Consider the following 24204-nt stretch of genomic DNA (forward strand, 5'->3'; position numbering starts at 1 on the left):
CCTGTTCTGGTTGCTCAATTATCTGAGGTGATCATATAACAATTTGACCCTGCTGATAGAAATAAACCAAGCCGACAACAATCGCCGATCCCCAGACAAAAAAGAACAGCGTCCCCACCAGAGCCCAAATACGCTTTCTGGAGACCTCGGCTTGTAAGGGCAAGTGTGGTACGGAACAGATAACTTCCAGGCCAAAAGTTTGTGCCAGCTTCGTTGGATCTCTGAAGGAACTATCCAGCATGTTTAGTCCTATCGCCGCCCCGCCTCCCAGGCCGCAACCGAGCATAAGGGCAATGGCCATCATTTTCAGAAAGTTCGGCTTCACCGGTTTTATTGGTGTCCGGGCGGAATCGACAATTTTAAATTGACTTCCCTTCTGTTTTCGTTCCAGGTTCAGCGCCGATCCTGCCTGCAGATTCTGGGATACGAGGAAATCATAATGCCGTTTTAGTTCACTGTATTCCCTTGTCAAGGCCGACCACTCGGCTTCCCGCACCGGAGTCGCCGCTATCCACTGCTCATACTGGCGTATAAGGGTTTGGATATTTTCTTTTTCTTTGTTGATCTTTTCGATGTTCAGCCCGATGCCTTTGATCTCCGTCTGCAGGTCAAACAGTGTAGTGTCAAATGTTTCGCCGGGTACAGCGTCCCCTGCTCCGGCTGAAGACCCTCCCTGGGCAATAGTCTGCTCGAGCTGGGCAATTGTCTTTTTCAGGCTTTTGATGCGTGGATGCAGTTCGGTGTACCTTCCTTGTAAACCTTGCAGCTCGTTCTGCAGCCGGGCGAGTTTCATCTGATCGGTTTCGATCGGCGCCTGCTTATTATCAAGCCGCGCGTCGGCAATACCCAGGTTTGCGCCTGCCAACAGCTGTTTGCGAACCGCCAGCTGATCCCGTATCAGCACACGGGTCCGCTCCAGATCCTGTATGGACTCCTGTCGCCCCTGATACTGGAGCTGCAGATCAGCCAATCTCGCCATATTGGCGGCCTGCTGCTCCGGCATCTCATTATAGTATTTTAACTTGTAGTCCCGCATGACGACTTCTTTTTTGTCAAGGATAGCCTTGGCCATTTCGAGCTCGCCCTGGGTGTAGGCAGAGGTTTCCGTCGCCTTCTCTTCACGATATTTCAGGTTTTCTTCGATAAAGCCGGCGGCTAAGGTGTTTGTCACTCGCCCAACCTTTTCAGGATTTGTCGCCTCAAAGGCAACAACAAAGGTATCACCAGTTTTCGACGGCGTGATACTGATGTTTTCCTGCATGACGGCAACGACATCCTCCATCGGCAGACGTTCTCTCTCTTCCTTATAGAGCCCTTCAGCGTTAATAATCTTTTCCAGGTTGGTCCTGCTCGTGACAATCTGCGCCAAGGTCGACACAATATCTTTTATGTCGGTTTGTTCGTCAGGGGACATCTGCGCGGGATTAATCTTGCTTTGCTGGTAAGTGAGCAAGGCGGTGCCTTGATACAATTTGGGTAGCAGCAGATATACAGCCAGCCCTATAGTCAGGGCGCTGAGGATACAGCTGACAATCAGGGCCTTTCTCCCGAGCACAACGTCAATAAGTCGTTTTATGTCTAATCCTTGGGGTTCTTCTGTTTCCATCTACGAATGTAACTCCATGTTTTCCGTCCCCCACCTGGTATCCGCTGAGAAAATCAACCAGCTGTGTTGATGGAATTGTTGATTTTTTCCAAGAAGTTGGCAGGACAGGTCTATCCGAAAAAATAAGCCGCCAACAAGACTGCCAGCTATTTGCGCCGAGAGCCCTGTTGACAGATCACACTAGTGGAAATCATGCCAGAAAGATTTCTGTTAGTCAACAGTGGCCGGTCAATTAGATGTGTAATCGATCGGTGACCTATCGTGCCCCTTCTCTCTTTTTTGAAAGATGACCTACCATGTGGATTACCGTATCGTAACTCATTCGCCATGGAATTGCCTCTCTACGCAGCTGCCAACAGCTGAAAGAAAAAACATAATACACTGTTATTAAACATATTTTCACTCAAGAACTGCCGGCAAAATCATACATGGCACAGATCGTGCTGTGCACATCACAGGTATTTCACCGACTGCAAGAGTGAAAAATTTGCTAACCGGAAGCGCATGTATTGCACACGAGAGACGACATGAACAAAAGAAAATTAACCAATGTCTTCCATCTCCCTGCAATGACCTGTGAATATTTGTCCCGGGTTGTGGCATGCACCTTGCTACTGCCCACCTGGTTTCAGCAAACTCTGCATCTACTGAATAAAAACATTTTGAACATCAGGTAAAGGCAACATTAACCCGCGAAGAGCAAATGATCTATCCATCCGGGGGGGAGGAAAAAATCATTTTCACAACGCGCAAAAGTATTCAAGCCAACAAATAAAAATGAAAAACAAACTGCTTTTCCTCCTCCTCGTGACCCTGCTTACCCCCTCCTTTTCAACTGCCGAAGTACTCCATAGACTGGAGGTCGAGTTGGCCTTCACCCCCCCGGCAGAGCTGGCCGATCAACATCTTGGCTACCGGCTTTTAAAAAATGGCGTGCAGGTGTGTGAAACAATCGATGCCAAGGCATCCCTGATAACCTGTGATTTTCTCACCGAATACGGCACCTTCGACTTCAGCCTGAAAGCGTATTTCGTGAATGACACAGAAAGTCAGGCGTCGGAGCCCTTCCCGTTTACCATCAGCGCGCCAGAAACCACAGTTGTTCTCGAGCCGCCCACTGCGGTGTTATCGTCGTCAACAGCAGTGGGCGAAGCGCCGCTGGTGGTTAACTTCGACGGTTCGTCCTCGACGACACCGAACCCGCCGATAGTAAATTACAGCTGGACCTTTGGCGACGGCGACCAGGCCACCGGGGAGACGACCTCGCATTCCTTCACCACGGCCGGGACATATGAAACCACGCTCACCGTGGAAGACTTCAAAGGGCTCACCAACAGTATCAAAACTCCCATTATCATCACCAGCACCGTCGCACCAAACGAAAAACCCACCGCCGTCATATCATCGAACCTGCCGGGGGGCGACGCACCGGTAACCATCACCTTTGACGGATCGAAATCCTCTGATACCGACGGCTCTATCACCCAGTACAGCTGGAACTTCGGCGACGACGCAACCGGTTTTGGGCCTAAGGTAGAGCATACCTATACCGCCGAGGGGACCTATACCGTAGTTCTTACAGTTACCGATGATAAAGGGGAGACGGCGACAGCCACCAGCCAAATTGCCTGTACCCCTTCGACTGTTAATTTCAATATCGAAGTCGGCGAAGTGCTCATCGGCCATACCTCGGTCCGGGTAGACTTTGAAAACAAAAATTTCATCCAGCCGATCATCGTTGCCGGCCCGCCTTCCTCCGGTGATACCAACCCTGTGCTGGTGCGCATCAGCAAGGTCGACAAGGAAGGTTTTGATATCCGCCTGCAGGAATGGGATTATCAGAAGGACGACGCCGGCCATGCCCCGGAAACCTTCAGCTATATCGTTATGGAAAAAGGCTTGTACACGCTGGCCAACGGTGCCAAAATTGAAGCCGGGAGTTTCACCGGTATAAGTAGATTCAACAAGGTCAGCCTGCAGCAGACCTATAACCTCACCCCGGTCATCCTCACCCAGGTAATGACGTACAATGACCAGGTTGCGGTTACCGGCAGAATCCGCAAGATCGGCCCAACCTCGTTTGATTATATGCTGCAGACCCAGGAAGCAAACAGGACAGCGCATGGTGATGAAACCGTCGGCTATATCGCCTGGGAACCCGGCACCGGGGAGATCGGCAACATGCTGTATGAAGCCGGTAACACCGCCGATAGTGTCACCCATGACTGGACAGATCTCACCTTCGATACGGAATTCCCGGCTCTGCCGCACTTTATCGCCGGCATGCAAACCTACGACAGTAGTGAAACTGCAGCAGTGCGCAGCAATAATATGTCGCAGGCCGCAACCCAGATAAAGATCGAAGAAGAACAGTCAAAAGACGCTGAAATTGAGCACACAACCGAGGTTGTCGGCTATCTGGTCATCGGCTCGAAAACTGCGGCTGCAGAGTAGGCTGCGGTTCCGACCTCAAGAAGCCCTGGTAAGGGCTACCTGCTGCGGCGTGATATTCCACGGCAGCATAGCTTCATAATCTTCGAGACAAGTTGCCGTCGGCAACTTGTCTCGAAGATATAACATATCTCTATCTGTCCTTGTTTTGCTCTTCATCACCTGACATCGCTCCTGACTGGAGAATACAAATGCGCTTGCGGTCCTACATCACTTTTGTGGATGTACTGCTTTAAACTTGATATCCGGAAAGAAGGGCTGTTGGTAAAACCGATGAATTCCGCCTATCCGGACTGCTTTCCGACATTCGGAAATATTTTCACCGACGATTTATTTAGCCGGAAATGACAACCGCCAACACACAAGAGATAATTTAGCAATAATCACAGAATCTTACCTGATACGCACCTTCTTTTGCAACTCAACAACATCCATCCCCATTAGTATCTCCTGATGCTGCACTATTTTTCTTATCTTAAGATATCGATCTGACAACATATCTAAGATATTCAATTTATTCGGTATTTTAATATGGATACATCATGGTGAAATTGCATTATTCCTCACAGTCCATCGTTGATTTGAAGAAAAAAACGTATCTCTGGCACGAAATGTGCTCAGGTATAAATATACTTATCTAGTTATGATAAACATATCTATTTGTTTTCAGAGCTTTTTTTTATGCAATTTAGAGCTAAAAAAGAGTAACCCATAAAGAGGAAAAGAAAAATGAGTAAAAAATTGATAAACGTTGTACTGATTGCAATTTCGGCAGCTGTGCTGCTAACAGGAGTTTTTATGACGGCACCAATGCCGGAACCAATGATCATGATGTTTTTCGGAACTGGTCTGATTGGGGTTGCTGGAGTTTTTAAAACGGTGACCAGTTGATGCTTTGCCTAAGGCGGGAATCTCTGGTTTTTGAGAATGGATTCCGGATCAAGCCCGGAATGACGTTCCGCGAAACCGGAATGACACGCTACAGCTGTAAGTGCATGTTTATCCACCGCAGTGATGCAGTTTTCAACGTTCGGAATGTTCGACCCGACCATCATCAGTCAGTCCTTAACTCCTGAGGTCCATCTGGACCTGATCCGAAACCCAGTAATACCACAAACAAGGTTCGTTCTTTAGATCTTTGAGTTCATGCCTCCGGTAAACGCTTACGGAGGACTGGCTGTCGAAGCCCATGCATCTTTTGTTAGGTTTAATCCTCTTGTACTTATTCCAACGATCCATTCAAACAGAATTTTCCAACCCATTTCTCCATCCCATTTGTCCATCCTCACAGTCCTTACTTTAATCACAACTCTGGACATTTATTACAAGCCACCAACTTTTATTTTGACTATTTCCTGATGGCAATATTGAAAATAAAAGATCACCTGCCAAAACCCTCTCCAATGGAATTCCTTATTGCCGCAGAATAGTTGCACAAGGCCGGCAAATACCCATGAAACCCAACCTACAATACCGTAATTCAGATAGGCGGATTACTATTTTGTGATTTACATGCTGTTTAAATTTGATGCAGTTTGGACCCAAAAAACGCCTATCGCCTAAAATTAACTATTTGTAATTACACTATTTATACTAAGAGCTAATAATATTTTCAATCAAACTCCAGATAGGTACGCTTTGTGCTTTACAGGAAATATTACAACAGCAACTACTTGTAGTAAATAGAGCCACAGCATTCGGGAAATATATTGTGACCAAACAAAAGACACTCCTTAAAAAAGTAATTTAATCTTTCTAATAAAGAGGCGTTATATGGTCAGGACAAAGTATCAATCTAAAAATTTTCTCCATCAATTAACAATAAATCGATAGGCGATAAAACAAAACCACTTTGAGTGTTGGGGTTTCAATCATTAATTTTCAACTACTGGTATAGCCAATCAATACAATGAAAAATAATTTACTGTTTTTTCTATTGCTCCTATTGATCTCTCCTACCATTTCATCCGCTTCTGAGATGACAACTCTTGAAATAGAGTTTGCATTTCCCTTACCGGATTATACTGAAAAACAACTCTCAGGTTACAAACTCTACAAAGAGGGCGCCGAGGTCTGTGCGACTTTTCAGCCGGATGTAACTAGAATAAACTGCGATATCCCCACAGAACAGGGCACCTTCAGCTTCACCCTTTCGGCCTGTTACTCTGATGGTACCGAAAGCCCACAATCACCGGTATTTCCATTTACCATCAGCTCATCCACCATCCCGCCAACGCCCCCAACTGCGGTTGTCTCCTCCTCAGCATCCGTCGGGGACCTTCCAATTACCGTAACCTTTGACGGCTCAGCCTCCACAACCGCCAATCCACCGATAATGAGTTACAGCTGGACATTCGGGGACGGATCTCACGCCACAGGCCAAACGGTAACCCATACCTTTACAGAGGTTGGAACGTATTATACTGCACTCACCGTCACAGACAAGGTGGGGCTAACCGATAAGGTAGAGACACCTGTTATCGTAGCTGAATCTACTGAATCAAATGAAACACCCACTGCCGATAATTCAACCATCCCACCCGAGGAGGATGGAACAGTAACCGTGTCTCCTGATGAGAACGTTCCTGCTGCAGATGGCATAAAACTCGAAGTGGGTGAAGTGAGCATCGATCATGAATGGGTCAAGGTGCTTTTCGATAACACATTCACCGACCCTGTGGTCATTGCCGGTCCGCCTACATTTAACGGAAATCATCCTTCTACAGTGAGGATCCGCAACATCAACACAGTTGGTTTTGAAATCCGCCTGCAGGAGTGGGATTACCTGGATGGCAACCATGTCCAGGAAACTATCAATTACATTGTCATCGATAAGGGTATCCATACCCTGGACAACGGAAGCAAAATAGAAGCCGGCAGCTTCACCGGCTCCACTACTTTCAAACAGGTTTCCCTGCAGCAGCCATTCAGCATCACTCCTGTCATCCTGACTCAGGTCATGACGGAAAATGAAGCCGATGCAGTGACCGGCAGAATCAGCACCGTCAGTCAAACCTCATTCGACTTCAGGCTACAGGAGCAGGAAGCAACACATGACACCCACACCACGGAAACTGTCGGCTACCTTGCCTGGGAACCTGGCAAAGGCGAAATCTCCGGTTTGCTTTACGAGGCCAGGAATACAACCAGAAGCGTTAATAGCAATTGGTATAACCTCACGTTCCAGACTGGATTTGCCGACCTGCCGCTGTTTATTGCCGGAATGCAAACCTACGCAGGTGGCGATACGGCAGCAGTTAGAATACAAAACATCTCTGGGACAGCGGTCCAGGTAATGATTGAGGAAGAACAATCACTGGATACCGAGGTTGGACACACCTCAGAAGTTGTAGGCTATCTGTCCATAAGTTCCCAAAAAGATGCGATAAACGTTCCTACTGCAGAGAGCATAAAACTCGAAGTGGGTGAAGTGAGCATCGATCATGAATGGGTCAAGGTGCTTTTCGATAACACATTCACTGACCCTGTCGTCATTGCCGGTCCGCCTACATTTAACGGAAATCATCCTTCTACAGTGAGGATCCGCAACATCAACACAGTTGGTTTTGAAATCCGCCTGCAGGAATGGGATTACCTGGATGGCAACCATGTCCAGGAAACTATCAATTACATTGTCATCGATAAGGGTATCCATACCCTGGACAACGGAAGCAAAATAGAAGCCGGCAGCTTCACCGGTTCCACTGCTTTCAACCAGGTTTCCCTGCAGCAGCCATTCAGCATCACTCCTGTCATCCTGACTCAGGTCATGACGGAAAATGAAGCCGATGCAGTGACCGGCAGAATCAGCACCGTCAGTCAAACTTCATTCGACTTCAGGCTACAGGAGCAGGAAGCAACACATGCCACCCACACCACGGAAACTGTCGGCTACCTTGCCTGGGAACCTGGCATAGGACAAATCTCCGGTTTGCTTTACGAGGCCAGGAATACAACCAGAAGCGTTAGCAGCAATTGGTATAACCTCACGTTCCAGACTGGATTTGCCGACCTGCCGCTGTTTATTGCCGGAATGCAAACCTACGCAGGTAGCGATACGGCAGCAGTTAGAATACAAAAGATGTCTGGGACAGCGGTCCAGGTAATGATTGAAGAAGAACAATCACTGGATACCGAGGTTGGACACACCTCAGAAGTTGTAGGCTATCTGTCCATAAGTACCGGAAACTAGGAGGAGGTATTGACTCGCCTTGCCACTTTCTCCTGGGAGTTTGACAGCAGCCGGGAAAATAGTATCAGCGGTTGCAGCGAATATAACAATGATAACAACGATAACAATGACCAGCTGGTATGTATAAAGAGAGTGAATAGTGGCACACCGGCACAGCCTCCTAGTGAATATTTTGCAACCCGGAGTGCATTTCTTGCGCACTCTTTAAACAAGATGAAAAATGTTAGAGTCCGGATTTTTTTAATGAACCAAAGTTCCGTTATTAAACCGTTTACTAATTTGTTGGCATGCTTCCTGCTTACGGGCGATGAGTGTATTCACATAAAACAGCCCATTATTACAAAGGAATTCTATGACAACACAATTAATGAAATCAAGGAATCACCGATGTGTAAAATGTCGAGACCAATTCGGCTTACAGAATTATACGCAACCTAATATGCTTTACCTTGAATGATTTTTCCTGCGTTCTTTTGGATAAAAAAGTACTTCGACCATCAAAGAGTGATGTTGAAGAATAACCAGAAAATGTTTGTAGCACCCACAGGTGGGAGATTTCACTCTCATTCACCCTAGTGGTGCACAATTACAGGAACAATCAATCAATACAATGAAAAATAATATACTGTCGCTTTTACTGATATTAATTGTCCTCCCTACTGTTTCACTCGGTGCCCAGATGCGTAATCTAGAAATCGAATTTGCCTTTAAGGCCCCGGACGATCCGGTGAAACAGGTTCTCGGTTACCGGCTTTACAAAGAAGGCAAACAGGTCTGTGAAACAAATGAGCCAAACGTTTTCAAGATGAACTGCGCTCTTCTCCTGGAAGAAGACACTCACGGTTTTACCCTCGCAGCCTATTATTCCAATGAGACTGAAAGTCCTCGATCGGCTCCGTTCGAATTTGCCATACCCCCAACCCAAAGCATTCATTTCAATTGGAATTATATAGACAGTGCCAAAAATGCAGGAGGTTTTCGTCTCTACGACAACGGAGTTCTTATTTATGAAACTTCGGACTTTTCTACCCGTCAGCTAGCCTATGAATCCGAAGTATCCAGCACTCAGCACAAATTTACCATTTCTGCTGTCGATGCAAAAGGGGGTGAGACGTCCCTTCTTCCAGACGCACTCACCTATACCGTGGTTACAGAACCGATCGCGATTCTGTCTTCCTCAACTGCCACAGGTACTGCACCCCTGACAGTGAACTTCGATGGTTCCTCTTCGCAAACACCCAATGCACCTTTTGTCAGTTATACCTGGACATTCGGTGACGGCTCCGTGGCTACGGGTAAAACTGCATCCCACGTCTTCACGAAAGCCGGGACGTATTATACCCAGCTCACTGTCAAAGACAGCAAGGGCTTAACCAATTCAATCAGCACCCCCATTGTTGTTTCTCCACCTAACGTAGAAAACGCCACTGACAGCAGCAGCCCCCTCCCTGATTTTGAATTGGGAGAAGTGAGCATCGATCACGAATGGACCAGAGTGCTTTTTGAAAACACTTTCAACGAACCAGTCGTCGTTGCCGGTCCTCCCACTTCTATCGGAAGCCATCCGGTTCTGGTACGTGTCCGCAACATCGATAGGATGGGTTTTGAAATCCGTCTGCAGGAATGGGACTATCTGGATGGCGCCCATACCCCTGAAATTTTCAGCTATATAGTGATGGAAAAAGGTACCTATAGTCTAAATGACGGTACCAAAATTGAGGCAGGAAATTTTACCGGTTCCAACCAATTCAAGAACATTTCCCTGCAACAATCGTATAATCTCACCCCGATCATCCTGACCCAGGTAATATCTAACAACGATATCAAAGCAGTTACCGGCAGAGTCGGGAATATCAACCAGCTTTCCTTCGAATACAAATTGCAGGAACAGGAAACGACTGCTTTTTCCCACGGCACTGAAACCATTGGCTATATCGCCTGGGAACCCGGCGAGGGAACACTCCCCGGCCTGCAATACGAAGCCGGCACCAAAAGCATTACTCAGACCTGGTCCACCCTCACCTTTAACACTACGTTCTCTGATATGCCGTTCTTTATCGCTGGAATGCAAACGTACAACGGTAGCGACCCTGCGGCAGTACGTACGCAAAACATGTCCCAGTCGGCAATTAAGGTAAAAATTGAGGAAGAACAATCAAAGGATGCCGAGATCTATCATAAAGTGGAAGAAGTAGGCTACCTTGTAATCGGTTCGGCTGAATAGTAACATAGTTTTAAGATTACTGGTTCAGTTATCACCATAAAACTAGGCCCCTGATTTGATTAGCAATCTCACTTGAGGCAAAATCCAGATATCTCACACATAAGGAGAGAAATTTTGGATTGATATACCAACACATATCAAATTTGTTTTTTGACGGTGTTGGGCAAAATGAATAGTATTTTCATCAACCGGAGTTTTATATGGAGTTTCTTATGAAATGGCACAACGTACAAAAGCTATTAGTTTCTATAATTGTAGTATCTCTATATCCTGCTATGGCAATGGCGGCGCCTTCAGTAGTTTCCAATCTGAAATTGTGACAAAGCATAGGATTTATCTCTGTAAAACATGGCAACATGCTAAAATGTCTTAACATCAGCAAAGAGAGTTGTGGGTTAACAGATACATTAAAAGGAAATGGTTTTGCTAACCTAAAATAATTGAACGCCAGTTTACATGAGACTTAGATAATGACTAGGCAGAGATGAGGAGGGTAGGGAGAGTAGAGTGAACTGATCGAATGTTGGGTGTTGGTCACTTTAGTATTTGAGTCCCAGGACCGTATTCAAACACAGTTCCGTTAGGCATCTGTAAGCGCAGGATTAAGGTTATAATTGGAGTAATAATGATGGCAAACCACCGAAAATTGCCTTTTTTGAAATAATCGACAATACACTCTAAAATTAAAGGGAAGATTAGACATGTACATAAATAGAAAACATGTAGCCACAATCATAGCTTTATCAATATACTCTTTCTCGGTAGGTGGGGTTTGTTTTGCTACTCCGCCTAGTATTAATAGTTCTTCTGTGTTGTCAATTTCACACAAACAAACTACGAGCATAGCCGGAGCCAATTTTGGAAAGAAAATTCCTGCGGCACCGTTGAGATACATTGATTTCGAAGGAGGCACACTAGGTACCCAAGTCCCAAACGCCGAAACTTCAGGGGGGTTGTATACAGCAGTTGGTGTCATATATGACAATACTTATCAGCGAACTCTTGGTGCGAAGAGTGCTTTACAACAGTTCACAAATGGCCGTTATAACCAGGTTATAGGTCTCAACCTACCTTCCACTATGAATTCTAATCGTCTTTACATGCACGGGTACTGGAGGTTCCAGCAAATCGGCCCACTAGCCAGAAATGTAAAGTTTCTAAATCTATATTACGACTATGGCGGAGATAGCTCGGAATGGGTTCACCGTATTGGCATGACAAATACTACTTGTTCAAATACCGGAAGTATGGCTGGAGCTATAGACTATGGTTGTCCGACAACTGGATCAAGAGAAACTTACTGGCCTGGTTATCCAGAAAAATTCTTAGGTCGTGATAATTTATGGCACCGCATTGATTCTTATATCGATACTGAGGCGGCCTTTCGTTGGTTGAATATTGATAACCAGGAAAGATTTCACACAATAACACGGGATCAAACGGTTGGGTGTCCGGTACGCTCTATTGGTCAAGTATATTTTGGTCATTATTATTCTAACGATGCGTGTGCAGTCGATGGAGTAAAAACAGAAGCAAAGCGGTGGTGGGATGAAATTTATATTGATACAACCCAGGCTCGCGTGGAAATATGCGATGCTGCCCTATGGTCAGAAAGAGCCCATTGTGAAATTCAAATTCCTTCCGCATGGTCTCCTTCCTCCATCACGTTGACCGTAAACCAAGGCTCTTTTATTAACAATGCGGAAGCATACATTTTTGTAATTAACGAAAGTGGAGAGGTAAGTGCAGGACAAAAAGTTGTTTTTACTCCCACTGATGCACTTGCTGCCAAACCATATATTTTAAGAATGTCCTATCAAAATTGAGGCACTTCATTTACCCGCTGAGATGTGGAATATGCTTAAATTGCAATAACTTTAGAAAAAGGATAGATGAAAAACGAGGCACTATTGGTCAGAGCAAAGACAAGGCAACAAGAAGTGGGACCACTTCTGATATCATGGATACCTGGTTATTATTTGTGGGTTGGAGCTCCTCGTATTTGGCGGAGGTAAAATCCACATAACTCGACAAAATCGGCTGCCCATTGACAAGCATGGCCCGTGTCTACTTTTCCAGGGCATCTGCTGTTACGTTGCAATACCCTAGGCTTTTACCGTTGCATATTCCGTGGCATGGCGAGTCTGGATACATTAGAAATACGACTGTTCCGTTCCGAGCGCACCCCTATAGCGAGAATAATTGGAACGGCTTTTTGTCATCTCAAATTAGTCAAAAATGGCTAGTTAGAAAAAAATATCATACCTTCGCTCAGGCAGTGAACCAGAAACCCGCCTTGCCAATCTAAATGCAACGAGGCATTTTGGTTGCAACAGAATCAGATATTCGTGTCAGCGCTTACAACGTAACATCTGCCGCCGATATGAAAAAGGATCTTTCGTCATTACCTCAAACAGAGCATACAAAAACTGGCCGGAAATTTTTAACTATGACGCGACACTTACGTCTGCTAGTCTTAAACAGGGTTCTTCATCGCGCCGACACCGTCGTTAGAGGCCAGGCAAAAGCTACCGCATGAAAGAGCAGGTTGAGGTATAAACTTCCTGAGAAAACTAAATGCCGCACCGAGAAAAAACATCCGGTGCGGCAGAATACACCACGCCATAAAACAGCATTTTGCAACCACTTTTTTTGCATTTTCACGCCGTCGGCAACAAGGAACATTCAAGCAAATGAATCGCAACGTAACACTATGATGGTCAAAATCTTGGTGAACGGTTTACCTTTTCCTATTACCAATTCTGCTAAAAGCATAATTATTTCTTTTTACTTCTGAAGCTGGAAACAACAACGCCTACTAAACCTGCACCGAATAGGAGCATTGTTGCGGGCTCTGGTACAGGCTGCGAGACCATAGGGATAGAGGAGTAGCTTACATTATCCATGGTCCCAATTATCGTCTCTCTACTAATGCCATTATATATTGGAACAACAAGAAGACGTCCTTCCGTTTTTCGGATAGTAACCCATATGTCTTCTACGCTAAAAGTGTTTTGTCCACCGCCGAAGAAAGCCGTGTCTCCGATGCCGATGAAAGTCATATTCCCACCCGAAGGTTCATAACCAAACGTCCAGTCAGCCGACCCCATTATTGAAAAATCATGAAAAAGGAAATAGTAGGAATTTTGTGGCTCATAAATCTCGGGCTCGCCCAAAACGTGTCCCAGCATTGGGTCGTATATGTACGATAATTGACCAACAAACGTATCTCCAATTTTTGGGAATATTGGGTCGTTTATATCAGATTCTTGGGTGATATATCCGGAAAACGAAAACGTTTTCCAGGACATTGCCTGAGATATTGTAATAGATAACAGGACGAATGCCAGGGTGAATTTACATCCACTTCTTAATAAAATTCAAACTACTTACGATTAAATCTGGACAACCTTTCTCAAGTCAGCTACAATCCCCGAAATTGTATCATATGAGAGAGGACCATGTTGAACTTATCCCAGGTTGTCGTCCGTCCGGTAGAACCTTCAGAAGAACCCAGATTCCAAGAATTGATGCGACAGCATCATTATCTTGGAGCTTTGCCGAAAATCGGCAATACGATCTGGTATATTGTCATCTGCAACAACAAATGGCTTGGCCTCCTAAGCTTTTCCGCGGCAGCTCTGAAGTGCGGTGCTCGTGATTGCTGGATCGGCTGGGGGCATCGTCTGCAGTATGATCGGCTGCAATCTGGGTAACCACCGAACTCAATACATCTCTGAAATTTCCCCATGTCGCCCAAGCCTTCAAGATTGAACGAGTAACTTACCGGATAAAAGGTAAAAATACACGGGTTGTCGCGTATGGAATCACCAGTAAAACTCCCCAGATGGCAACCGCCGAACAGATCCTCAGAGACAACCGTCAGCTATGGAGCATTGAAAACAGCTGTCACTACATCCTTGACTGGAACTTCGATGAGGATCGCTGTAGAATCTCGAAAGGTTACGGTCCGGAAAACATCACCCGACTAAGGAGATTTGCTATCGGCCTCCTCAAAAGCAAGGGCGTATCTAATGTAACTCAAAAAATGAGGCAACTCAGTTTTTCTCCTCGCTCGGTTTTAGATTATTTATTAATAGGCCAGTGACGTGGATACCCCCTTATTTGAAATTCCCCCATGTCGCCCAAGCATTCAAAATTGAACGAGTAACTTACCGGATAAAAGGTAAAAATACACGGGCTGTCGCGTACGGAATCACCAGTAAAACTCCCCAGATGGCAACCGCCGAACAGATCCTCAGAGACAACCGGCAGCACTGGAGCATTGAAAACAGCTGTCACTACATCCTTGACTGGAATTTCGATGAGGATCGCTGTAGAATCTCCAAAGGTTACGGTCCGGAAAACATCACCCGGCTACGGAGATTTGCTATCGGCCTCCTCAAAAGCAAGGGCGTATCCAACGTAACTCAAAAAATGAGGCAACTCAGTTTTTCTCCTCGCTCGGTTTTAGATTATTTGAAAATTACTGGCGATAATCACAGTTCCGCTGCGGTTCATGGGTAGCATAAATTTACCCTGCTGGCATACCATATCGCCACAGCATAATTAGTTTTGAATTTCCAATTCCACTTTCGGCGTTCTCCAAAATCGGAGGTTTCAGGAGGGAAACTCGCTAAGAGTATTTGGTAAAAAAACTATATTAGGCGAGTTGTTATATCTTTCTTCTCTGTAATCAAGTCGGAACAGTTGTTCTCGGATCGCATTTGTAACAGTCTCTACAATAAGTACTGGCCGATCTCGTTCCAAGAGCCCTAGCAATCCCCTGAAAACAGCAGGTTCGTGGCCTTCCGCATCTATCTTAATTAGACTAATATTATGGCTTAATTGCAAACTATCAATCGAAAATGTTAAAACAAAAGTATCGGTCTCATTTGCTTCTGATGTAATAGTTGACTGATAGTAATTTTTCAATCCTGATGCAAAGTTAGGTATTGACATACCAACAATTACTGTTTTATCAGAAACGGCTGCGTTAATAAGAGTAATATTCTTATGTTTACTATACAACGTATTTTCCGTTAGGTGTTTGAACGTGGTTGGAATTGGCTCAAAAGCAATAACACGACCTTTTGGTCCGACTAATTCAGATAATTTATTTGTATAATGTCCTATGTTTGCACCAATATCTATAACCCAATCATTTACATTAACTATCTTTTTAAGTTCATGGAATTCCGGTTCGAGTGTAATAAAGGTACCATTATTGATTTGTCTTCTGTAGTAAAGCCGTTTTAACTCGTTTTGCAGCTCAATCGGCATCATTGCTATACATCGCTTTATAATAGTCATTCATATATCCTTATCTAGTATACTCTATCCGACATCTTAATGACTGGGAAGCTCGTGCTAAAATCTCCGGTGTCAAAATGCTCCTGACATTTTCTGAAACGCTTGAAGTACATCGCGATGGAGTCCTTGCCTATTTCGATTTTCCTATATCAACCGGTCCACTTGAGGGCACGAATAACAAAATAAAGACTTTGCAAAAACAAGCATATGGATTTCGAGAAATGGATTTCTTCAAACTGAAAATCCTTGGGCTTCATGAGACAAAGTATGCTTTATTCGGATGAACCCTTTTTTATATTTACAAAAATTAACTACTCAAGTTTGTTCCTTCAAAATAAATTCATCAGTTATTTTCCTCGAAATTATCTCCATCTGCCAAATAGAGATCACAATGCCAAAAGCAAACCACCAATAAATTTCATAAAGATCCATTCCAAAAAGACCAAGTGAAAGGCGCACAATAATAAACAGATAGACAGCCCTACACACTGACTCCATTAAACGGATGTCTCTGAGATGCTGCTCAATTTTCTGAATTGAGCAGTCTGGAATTTTCTCTTTCTTAATATAGTCTAAAATTTTTTCCCTTTGACTGAAAAAACTTATCTGTAATTCTTTTAGTAATCTAAAAGTCTTAATAAGTAGAAGTGTAAACACCACAACCCCTTGAATACCAAGGTTAGTTGCGACTTCGAGGTATAAATTATGCGTGTCCTGGGATAGACCATAGACATCTTTCCGTATCGCAGGAAACGCACCAATACCGACTCCTAACGGATGGCCTAAAAATATCTCCCAAGCATCTTTTATTATCCTTTTTCGAGCTCCTGTTGAGTTCCCTTCTTTGTCTTGCCCAGTATATATTGAGGCAAAACGTTCCTGGTATCCTTTTGGTGCAAAAAAGATTAGTAAACCGACTACCATGATCATTACTAAAAAAGTTTTACTTTTACCACGGGAGTGAAATACGATAAAAAACAATAGAATTATGAATCCGACATAACCAGTTCTAGATCCAGTAAATATAATTATATTCATTGCAAAAAGAGCCAACACAAAAAGGAAAGCCTTTACTGCTTTTGACGCTATCGGCCATAATGTAATTACAAAAGGAATTGTGCCCAGTGCCATTCCAGCAAATGAATTAGGATGAAAATAAATGGGTGTTGACCCATGTAAGCGCATCACGCCTTGATTTTGCCACACCATACTACCTGAAAGATTACCAATCAAACCTTCTTGCCCCATCTTAAAACAGGCAAGTAAGAAAGCACCTAAAAAATACCTTAAATCACGAGGAGATTGAACAAAAGAGGTAATAAAAAAAGCCATGAATGAAAACTTCACCACTCTGTCAATAAAAGTATTCCAGGATGTCTCGAAATCATACGAAAAAGGTATCTGAATAATCAATATCAAAAAAAACAAACAGATATATGGAAGCAGTGGGCACGTTTCTTTTTTATTAATCCTTGACGTCACTAACGCTATAACAGAGAGAAATCCAGCGTAAAGAAACTCAAAACGAATTTTTCCTAATTCATGAAATCTGATTCCCCCTTGAAGATACCAATAAATAACGTATCCACAGAACAACAATAAAAATAGTTTATTGGTTGAGGGATATTCAGAGGGTTCATTCTGAATAGGAAATACGTTTTCGAGCATCGACACTTTCTCTGGTTCTGTATACATGTTTACTGTTTCGAAGGTATATGTGTGCCACTTCTCCAAAGTTATAATTGGCCAGGATCTAACAAAGTTTCAATTTGCCATTTAAACTTTGATGACGAAGAAGCTAAGTTGCAAAAAAATTGAAATTCGACTGGTCTCTTTACCGCTTTTGTTAACTGGCAAGAAAGATTGTATCCTCCCAATTATAAAACTACAATAGCATAGTTCCCACCCACATCATGTTAAAGCGCCTAATTCTACTTTGGGGCTCACGACACTTGATACAGCAGCCCGTCTTCTTGTTGTTTTCTATAAAGGGGGTATCCACTTCACTGGCCTAATGCTATAATGAGGTATGAATAATTTTGGTTCCCATCCAATTGCCGGAATTGACTATCCGAAAACCTTGCAGGAATTCGACGAGTGGTTCACAACAGAACAAGCTTGTCTTGAGTATTTGCAAAAACTTCGTTGGCCTCATGGCTTTGTTTGCCCAATCTGTAGTGGATGCAAGGCATGGCCTATGAAAACTGGGCTCTTCCGATGTTCTATCTGTAAGCATAAAACATCCGTTGTTGCTGGAACAATATTTCAAGGTACCAGGAAACATTTGAGATGACAAAAAGCCCTTCCAATTATTCTCGCTATAGGACTGCGATCGGAAAGGAACAATCGTATTCCTAATGTATCCAGACTCGCCATGCCACGGTATATGCAACGGTAAAAGCCTGGGGTATTGCAACGTAACACTTGTCGTCCCAAAGCCAAATAATTCTGTGCAAAATATCAACAAAGATCTTTCCCTTTGAGCCATCCCGAATGGCGATGCGCTTCCAGGCACCAGGGGCCTGCTTCCTGGCCCATCTATCAACCCGCATTGATACGGTCTCGGTAACTCTCTCTTCCATTAGTTCCATGTTCTTTTTATCCGCCTGGAACAGGCCCTTCAGGTATTGGAATGCCTTGTCTGATAAATTTACTGTATGTCTTTGAAAATACTTATGATACCTTCCGTATAAGGACAAAAACTGGCGGGCCAGGCCCGCCAGCAAGTGGTGGAGTCTGGCATGGGAATCTTCCTTGTGTGAATTTAATTTGTTTTGGCCGCTGTAATGGGTATTCGAACTGCCCTAGATTGAAAATCCTTTAGGCTTATCCATACAATATCCTGAAGAAAAATCAACATTTATTGATTCCCAAAGTAGAACTAATCTTATCTATTTCAAATTTCAAATAAGTAGCCTCTAACCACTTCTTGAGAAATATTTTAGCATTCCAATTTTATTGAGTACTAACTTCACCCCTGGTTTTAAAGGCCTGACGAGTGGTTTATAAAAGAAAGAAAATATGCGACTTTTTAATGGGATTCGCCATCCAAGCCCATCTTCAATAACCTGGATACACGGGTTGCATCTTCCACAGGGTTCTATATTGCGAGTTGGATTGTAGCAAAACCATGTCATCGCCATTATCTCTTTCCAACCTTGCTCATTTGCCATAACAGACATCTGTTTCTTCGTGAGCTTTAGAATCGGAAACGAAAAATAGCGAAATAGTTTGTATTCATTCATCATTTCAAATTTAGGGTCAACATGGAAAACAGATTGAGAGCCACAAGTTCTCTCAGATAGAATCGACTCGATATTGAAGTGCTCTTTGTCACGACTACGGGGATGAATGCACAGTTGCATGTCTGATATATGTTTCTCTTTACAAAATCGAGCAAGCCAATCATATTGACTACCTATATGTTTCTCCTTGAGAATAGATTGATAAGCTTCTGCTATCTCAAAATCAGATGCAACATCCGCCACTGCAAAATACTGCGTAGGCTTAAGAAGTTCACGCGCATATGGATATTCTTTTAAAATACGATCCTTAATACGTTTGATTGTCAGTATTTCAAGGGCAGTTGAACAACGGCCCACATCTATAAGATAGTATGGGACAACACAACTCTTAAAAATTACGAGCAATTGCAACAGCTGGAAGGTTGAATCCCAGCCTCCAGTCCATAACAGATTAATACTCTCTTTGTCTTCGGGTAATCCTTTCACAATAACTCCTTAAAAAAATGCTCTGCCACTTATTCGTGAAATCTCATTTACGAAGCGAAGAAAATCCTTTTCCCATTGCATATTCAATTCCTCTTTTAATTGGTTGACTTCCTCTTGCAACTTTTCAACAGTGTTTAGAGCTTGTCTAATAGCGGCAGTAATAGTAACAGGATTAGGATCACAGTATACTGCCCCTTTTGAGAAATAACCCCTGATAGTATTTGTGTTTGAAAGCACCATGGGTTTAGATAGTGCTATTGACTCATATGCCCCACAAGTAAGCGTATGTTCCTGCTTAGTTAAAACCAAAACTAAGTCGGCCGAAATCATAAGGCTTTGATAACTGCGTTCGTCAAGAAATCCCGAAAATTTTATATTACTAAAATTACATGATTTTTTTATATTCCTTCCTAGTAAGCTATTATAACTGCCCGTAATGTAAAGAAACACATCTTCCATTCTTCCAAAAGCGTCTATCACTTCTTCAACCGGTTCATCTTTACTGAATGAGCAAACATAAACTACATTTGTTTGACCATCTAATTGTATAGGATTGGCAAGCGACAATTCAGGTATTTTATCTGGCAATACAAAAGCTTTCCCACCCCATTTATTTACAATCTCTGCCAAATAATGGTTTGTAACTATTGTAATATCTGCAATTTTTACCGTAAATTTACTAAGAAAGTGAAAAAAATACATTAACAACCCTGCAGTGTTTTGTAACTTAAAATTTGAATGGCGGTCAACAATCAAAATATACTTAAAACAGCCTCTGAAAATGCAGGCAACAAAGGCAAGAATAATTGATGGGTTTTGTACAATTAAAACTCTCGGCCTTTTTTTAAAAAGATATCCTACAGTCCTTATTGATAATATTAAATATCGAATAAACCTTATTTTACATAAAAGTGACGACTCATTTATAATACACAAACGGGCGCCCAATTCTTTTGCAAGAACAGAAGTTCTTCGATGTGGTTCCCAAGTTATCCACACAATATTTTCGTTGTTATTCATCATGTTAAATTTTTACCGCAGATATAACGGTCCTGAATTTCCCATTTTTATCTTTTGGAATATTATCAACGATTTTTATTTTCAAATTCATATCTTTCCCAACTCGTTTTCGAAGTTGATAGATGAGTTCCTGCATGACGCTCTCTGTGAATAAAATATCTGTTACCATCTTTATTTCAAGGGAGTGTATGTCTTTTTGGATAATTTGAGATTCGTATACACCTGGCAAGTCTTTAAATGCAGGGGTAAGACGCCCCAGAGGACGACCATCAGGGGCGATCAAAATATCATCAAAACGGCCAACTATTTGCTGAATAACGGGAAATTGTCGCCTACAGTGACAATTTTTATCTGACATAACCACCAAATCCCCCAGATCATATCGTATTAATGGCATTGCCATATTCACAAAATTTGTACAGACAGCTCGACCCTCTTCACCTGGGACAACTTGCTCACCTTCCCTATTGAGTACTTCGAGAAATCCATGTTCCGGATGCAAATGATATTCACCATGTTCACACTGCGATACAAACAAAGCCATCTCCGCACACCCGTATTGATCAAACACCGGGCGCCCAAAAACGTCTTCGATTAATTCTCGCTGTTGCAAGAGAAGAGTTTCAGCAGTCGTTATAACTGCCTTTGGGTGAATATCTGTAAGTTTGTTTTTCATGCAATACTTTGCCAACAAATACAAACTGCTTGGGTAGCCTATCAATTCAGAAGGGTTAACCTCAACCAACTTATTATAATAATGAATTAAGTTGGAATCAGTCATATGATGTGAAGAGAATAAATAATTCTTTCCAAAAACATCATATCGCCAGAACGGTGGTTTTTCCCTTTCCGGACGCATAATTACTCTTCCAAAAAAAGTCGCCCTTACATGGGACTCATCCAAATCACACCACCGCCGAAATCGTGACCAGAAAGCATAATGGCGTTGTCTCGATTTTTTATCACAAAAAACACGTAAAGGTTTTCCTGAAGTACCACTTGTAGAGAGCCAAAAGCCACCTTTCCTTTTCAGATAACTCTCCGCACAAAACAGAGAAGGGTTCTCTCGTATCATATCTTTACTAATTATCGGTAAATCCTGGATATCATCAACACTCTTTATATCTTGTGCGACCAACCCTGTCTCTTTACTTAGTTGTTGGTAAAAAGGAACTTCAAGAAAAGCGTGACTGACCAAGCTCTTAAAAAGATTTTCCTGAATTTTCGATATTTCATTTAGCCCTAATCGCTCATTTGCAATTAAATCGTCCAGGAATTGAGAGGACACCTTTCCATATCTCTGGCGCTTCAAGTGCAATCCATACAATGACACACCACAGGACTGCAAAAATGCAGGACTGGAAAAATAAATGTATTCAAATATCTTGTTCATTTCGTTATGGATACAATAAATTGAGAGACAAAATGATCAGATCTACAATCATTATTCAACAGCAATTTCAACAAAGTGCCCAAAATGCGAAGCAGACAGCATAAAAGTGCAAGACCAATGTTGCTCTACCATTCTGTTAGTTAAGTTGCTATTGTGAATAATCTAAGTATACTAGTTTCCTGTAAATCACTATAGCCCCAGCCATCCTAAATATATGCTTATAAATATACGATCAATAGTTTCACTCTAAAATTTTAGCATATATCTGTCGATAAGATTTCGCCATAATCTCTGCACTGTATGTTTGCGAAAACACCAAATTCGCTTTTCCAGCCAACTTCTTCCGTTTGGAATGCGAATCAGCAAGATCCTTAATCGCTTCTGCCAATTCTTCGACATTTGCAGGCTCCACCAGTAAACCACTAACACCATCCTTTATTACATTTGGAATGCCACCAACTCTAGAGGCAATTACTGGCAATTTTGCCCGCATGGCTTCCAGCAGGGTAATAGGCAAACCTTCAGTCAATGAAGGCATGACCAGGAGATCAAAACAAGAGAAAGTTGCATCTACATTTCTCTTATATCCAGGTAGTTTAACTCTCCGGTGCAAACCTAACTGTGAAATCAGTTCTTCAAGCTTACGGCGCTCTCTCCCTTCACCAAATAGAACAAGAGAGACATCGTTTCCCAGCTCAACAACACGAGCCAAGGCTCTCAAAAGTACATCAAAACCTTTTTCTGGAGAAAGACGACCTACCGCAACAATATTCACACCTCCTTTTGGCTCTAACCTTAGTTCAGCGCATGGATGCGCATCAGGTTCCTCGACGCTGATTCCATTATTGACCACGTGAAATTTGACGTTCTTAGTTTCTGCCACTCTTGAGTGTGTCAGCATGCCTTTATTAACAAGAACCACGGCATCCATTTTGGATAAAGTCCACGAATCAATCGTTTCATAGAGACGCATACGTGACAAAGTAGTACCAGTTGATGTCCAACCATGGAGGGTGGTGATTAAAGGTAGGCCACGAATTTTTTTAGGAATACATCCAAAAAGAATATTCCCTTTATACCCATGGGAATGGAGTAAAGTACAGTCTATAGCTTTGGCGTAGTTGAGTATTTTAAAGGCCCCAGAAAAGTTTGGTCCGGGCCGCATTCGAAAGATTTCAATTGGGAAATCTCGTTTGCGGGCCTCGACCTCAAGAGGCTTTTCTCCTGGATGATGAGCACCAATACTGGCAATGACTGGCAACAAACCTTGCCGAATTTGTTCTTCTACAAGATTCAGTAGCATCACTTCAGCGCCGTACATACCGCCACTATCTATGATATGCAGGATACGCATAAAAATATATTTAACCTTCCTGTTACCTACCCAAAAGGGCTCTTACCGGCACTTTCAATAGACCGATATATGCTTTCTTTTTGAATGGAAACAAAGAAATTGCCTTCCAATAATTTTTCAAACAACAACGGAACCCATATTGTCGCAGAACATACCCACGCGAACAACAGGAATAGTAGTCCGCATCTTTCATAATTCTACTTGACAGAACACCAGGAAAATTTCTTGCAAACTTTGCAATGATCCTATCTGCACAGCGAACCCGCTCCAGTAGATTTTTGGACATCTGTCCGCTATGCCCTACACGGTAGAGCAGAAAAAAAGCATCACAAAAATCAAATTGATACTTTGTTGAAATACGAAGCCATAGATCCCAATCTATGCCCATAGCAAGTGATTCATCAAACATACCAAAAGCATCAAAACACTTTCTATGAACAATTGCAGAAGAAAAAGGGATGAAATTATCATAAATGAGATATTGTGTGACTTTGCCCCTGCGTGGCTCTAAATATTTTCCAAGGGGCGGCTGGGGCAATGACCTACCTTCTTTATTAATATGAGAAGCCCTGCTGTATACAACACCAGTTTCCTGACGTGCAAATAAGGGAATTTGTCTTTCAAGTTTCTCCGATGCCCATTGGTCATCAGCATCCAAGAAGGCAATCAACTCTGCCGTGGATTCCTTGATGCCCCTGTTTTTCGCATTGGCTTGTCCCCCATTTGTCTGGGTTATACAACGAAACCGATCATCCAGCAAAAAAGGCTGAATCTGTTCCACAGAATTATCTGTTGAACCATCATCTACAACTATAACTTCAAAGTCTGGAAAGGTTTGATTTTGAATAGAGGCAAGACACTTCGTTACAAACTGACCATAATTGTAACAGGTAACAACAATACTGACTTGGGGTTTCATA

General features: G+C 43.0%; 20 protein-coding genes. 11 read left to right on the plus strand and 9 right to left on the minus strand.

Going from position 1 to position 24204, the window contains the following annotated elements; genetic code table 11:
* Positions 1 to 31 precede the first annotated feature (31 nt).
* The gene (locus tag ACYQ8U_RS19250) at positions 32 to 1606 is read right to left on the minus strand and encodes a GumC family protein (protein WP_459947191.1); all 1575 of its coding nucleotides are present in this window, start codon (positions 1604 to 1606) and stop codon (positions 32 to 34) included.
* Positions 1607 to 2383: 777 nt separating this feature from the next.
* On the opposite strand from ACYQ8U_RS19250, the gene ACYQ8U_RS19255 reads away from it, so the two are divergent.
* The 7 genes from ACYQ8U_RS19255 (at position 2384) to ACYQ8U_RS19285 (ending at position 12987) form a co-directional block, all read left to right on the plus strand.
* Entirely contained in the window at positions 2384 to 4060 is a 1677-nt protein-coding gene (locus ACYQ8U_RS19255) for a PKD domain-containing protein (protein WP_459947192.1), read from the plus strand.
* A 726-nt stretch (positions 4061 to 4786) separates the two neighbouring features.
* Positions 4787 to 4948, plus strand: a complete 162-nt coding sequence (locus ACYQ8U_RS19260) for a hypothetical protein (RefSeq protein ID WP_459947193.1) — start codon at positions 4787 to 4789, stop codon at positions 4946 to 4948.
* A gap of 1018 nt (positions 4949 to 5966) precedes the next feature.
* Entirely contained in the window at positions 5967 to 8249 is a 2283-nt protein-coding gene (locus tag ACYQ8U_RS19265; protein ID WP_459947194.1) for a PKD domain-containing protein, read from the plus strand.
* A gap of 9 nt (positions 8250 to 8258) precedes the next feature.
* Positions 8259 to 8687, plus strand: coding sequence for a hypothetical protein (locus ACYQ8U_RS19270; RefSeq protein ID WP_459947195.1), 429 nt, complete (start codon positions 8259 to 8261; stop codon positions 8685 to 8687).
* Positions 8688 to 8859: 172 nt separating this feature from the next.
* On the plus strand, positions 8860 to 10473 hold the full coding sequence (locus tag ACYQ8U_RS19275; protein WP_459947196.1) for a PKD domain-containing protein: 1614 nt from the start codon (positions 8860 to 8862) through the stop codon (positions 10471 to 10473).
* Positions 10474 to 11174: 701 nt separating this feature from the next.
* Positions 11175 to 12299 carry a hypothetical protein gene (locus tag ACYQ8U_RS19280; protein WP_459947197.1) on the plus strand — a complete coding sequence of 375 codons (1125 nt, stop codon included), beginning with the start codon at positions 11175 to 11177 and terminating at the stop codon, positions 12297 to 12299.
* 544 nt (positions 12300 to 12843) lie between these two features.
* Positions 12844 to 12987 carry an ATP-binding protein gene (locus ACYQ8U_RS19285; RefSeq protein ID WP_459947218.1) on the plus strand — a complete coding sequence of 48 codons (144 nt, stop codon included), beginning with the start codon at positions 12844 to 12846 and terminating at the stop codon, positions 12985 to 12987.
* 263 nt (positions 12988 to 13250) lie between these two features.
* Here ACYQ8U_RS19285 and ACYQ8U_RS19290 read toward each other — a convergent pair whose 3' ends face one another.
* Positions 13251 to 13784 (minus strand): PEP-CTERM sorting domain-containing protein, encoded by a 534-nt coding sequence (locus tag ACYQ8U_RS19290; RefSeq protein ID WP_459947198.1) that lies wholly within the window; start codon positions 13782 to 13784, stop codon positions 13251 to 13253.
* Positions 13785 to 13934: 150 nt separating this feature from the next.
* On the opposite strand from ACYQ8U_RS19290, the gene ACYQ8U_RS19295 reads away from it, so the two are divergent.
* Both ACYQ8U_RS19295 and ACYQ8U_RS19300 read left to right on the plus strand, forming a co-directional pair.
* Entirely contained in the window at positions 13935 to 14189 is a 255-nt protein-coding gene (locus ACYQ8U_RS19295) for a Druantia anti-phage system protein DruA (RefSeq protein WP_459947199.1), read from the plus strand.
* A 388-nt stretch (positions 14190 to 14577) separates the two neighbouring features.
* Positions 14578 to 15000, plus strand: a complete 423-nt coding sequence (locus tag ACYQ8U_RS19300; RefSeq protein WP_459947200.1) for an ISAs1 family transposase — start codon at positions 14578 to 14580, stop codon at positions 14998 to 15000.
* 93 nt (positions 15001 to 15093) lie between these two features.
* Here ACYQ8U_RS19300 and ACYQ8U_RS19305 read toward each other — a convergent pair whose 3' ends face one another.
* Positions 15094 to 15786: an FkbM family methyltransferase gene (locus tag ACYQ8U_RS19305; protein WP_459947201.1), complete on the minus strand. Its 693-nt coding sequence runs from the start codon at positions 15784 to 15786 to the stop codon at positions 15094 to 15096.
* A 26-nt stretch (positions 15787 to 15812) separates the two neighbouring features.
* Between ACYQ8U_RS19305 and ACYQ8U_RS19310 the strand changes: the two genes are divergently transcribed.
* On the plus strand, positions 15813 to 16070 hold the full coding sequence (locus ACYQ8U_RS19310) for a transposase (protein WP_459947219.1): 258 nt from the start codon (positions 15813 to 15815) through the stop codon (positions 16068 to 16070).
* A gap of 31 nt (positions 16071 to 16101) precedes the next feature.
* Here ACYQ8U_RS19310 and ACYQ8U_RS19315 read toward each other — a convergent pair whose 3' ends face one another.
* A complete protein-coding gene (locus tag ACYQ8U_RS19315) occupies positions 16102 to 17454 on the minus strand; it encodes an O-antigen ligase family protein (RefSeq protein WP_459947202.1) in 1353 nt (450 codons plus the stop codon).
* Positions 17455 to 17815: 361 nt separating this feature from the next.
* Between ACYQ8U_RS19315 and ACYQ8U_RS19320 the strand changes: the two genes are divergently transcribed.
* Positions 17816 to 18079 carry a transposase gene (locus tag ACYQ8U_RS19320; protein WP_459947203.1) on the plus strand — a complete coding sequence of 88 codons (264 nt, stop codon included), beginning with the start codon at positions 17816 to 17818 and terminating at the stop codon, positions 18077 to 18079.
* A gap of 625 nt (positions 18080 to 18704) precedes the next feature.
* Here ACYQ8U_RS19320 and ACYQ8U_RS19325 read toward each other — a convergent pair.
* From ACYQ8U_RS19325 to ACYQ8U_RS19345, 5 genes are all read right to left on the minus strand, one after another.
* Positions 18705 to 19517, minus strand: coding sequence for a 7-cyano-7-deazaguanine synthase (locus ACYQ8U_RS19325; protein ID WP_459947204.1), 813 nt, complete (start codon positions 19515 to 19517; stop codon positions 18705 to 18707).
* Positions 19518 to 19526: 9 nt separating this feature from the next.
* Entirely contained in the window at positions 19527 to 20540 is a 1014-nt protein-coding gene (locus tag ACYQ8U_RS19330; RefSeq protein ID WP_459947205.1) for a glycosyltransferase, read from the minus strand.
* 1 nt (position 20541) lies between these two features.
* Positions 20542 to 21930, minus strand: a complete 1389-nt coding sequence (locus tag ACYQ8U_RS19335) for a phenylacetate--CoA ligase family protein (RefSeq protein ID WP_459947206.1) — start codon at positions 21928 to 21930, stop codon at positions 20542 to 20544.
* Between the two features lie 241 nt (positions 21931 to 22171).
* A complete protein-coding gene (locus tag ACYQ8U_RS19340) occupies positions 22172 to 23284 on the minus strand; it encodes a glycosyltransferase (protein ID WP_459947207.1) in 1113 nt (370 codons plus the stop codon).
* 22 nt (positions 23285 to 23306) lie between these two features.
* Positions 23307 to 24203, minus strand: coding sequence for a glycosyltransferase family 2 protein (locus ACYQ8U_RS19345; RefSeq protein ID WP_459947208.1), 897 nt, complete (start codon positions 24201 to 24203; stop codon positions 23307 to 23309).
* Position 24204 lies beyond the last annotated feature (1 nt).

Source organism: Desulfocastanea catecholica (assembly GCF_054657295.1).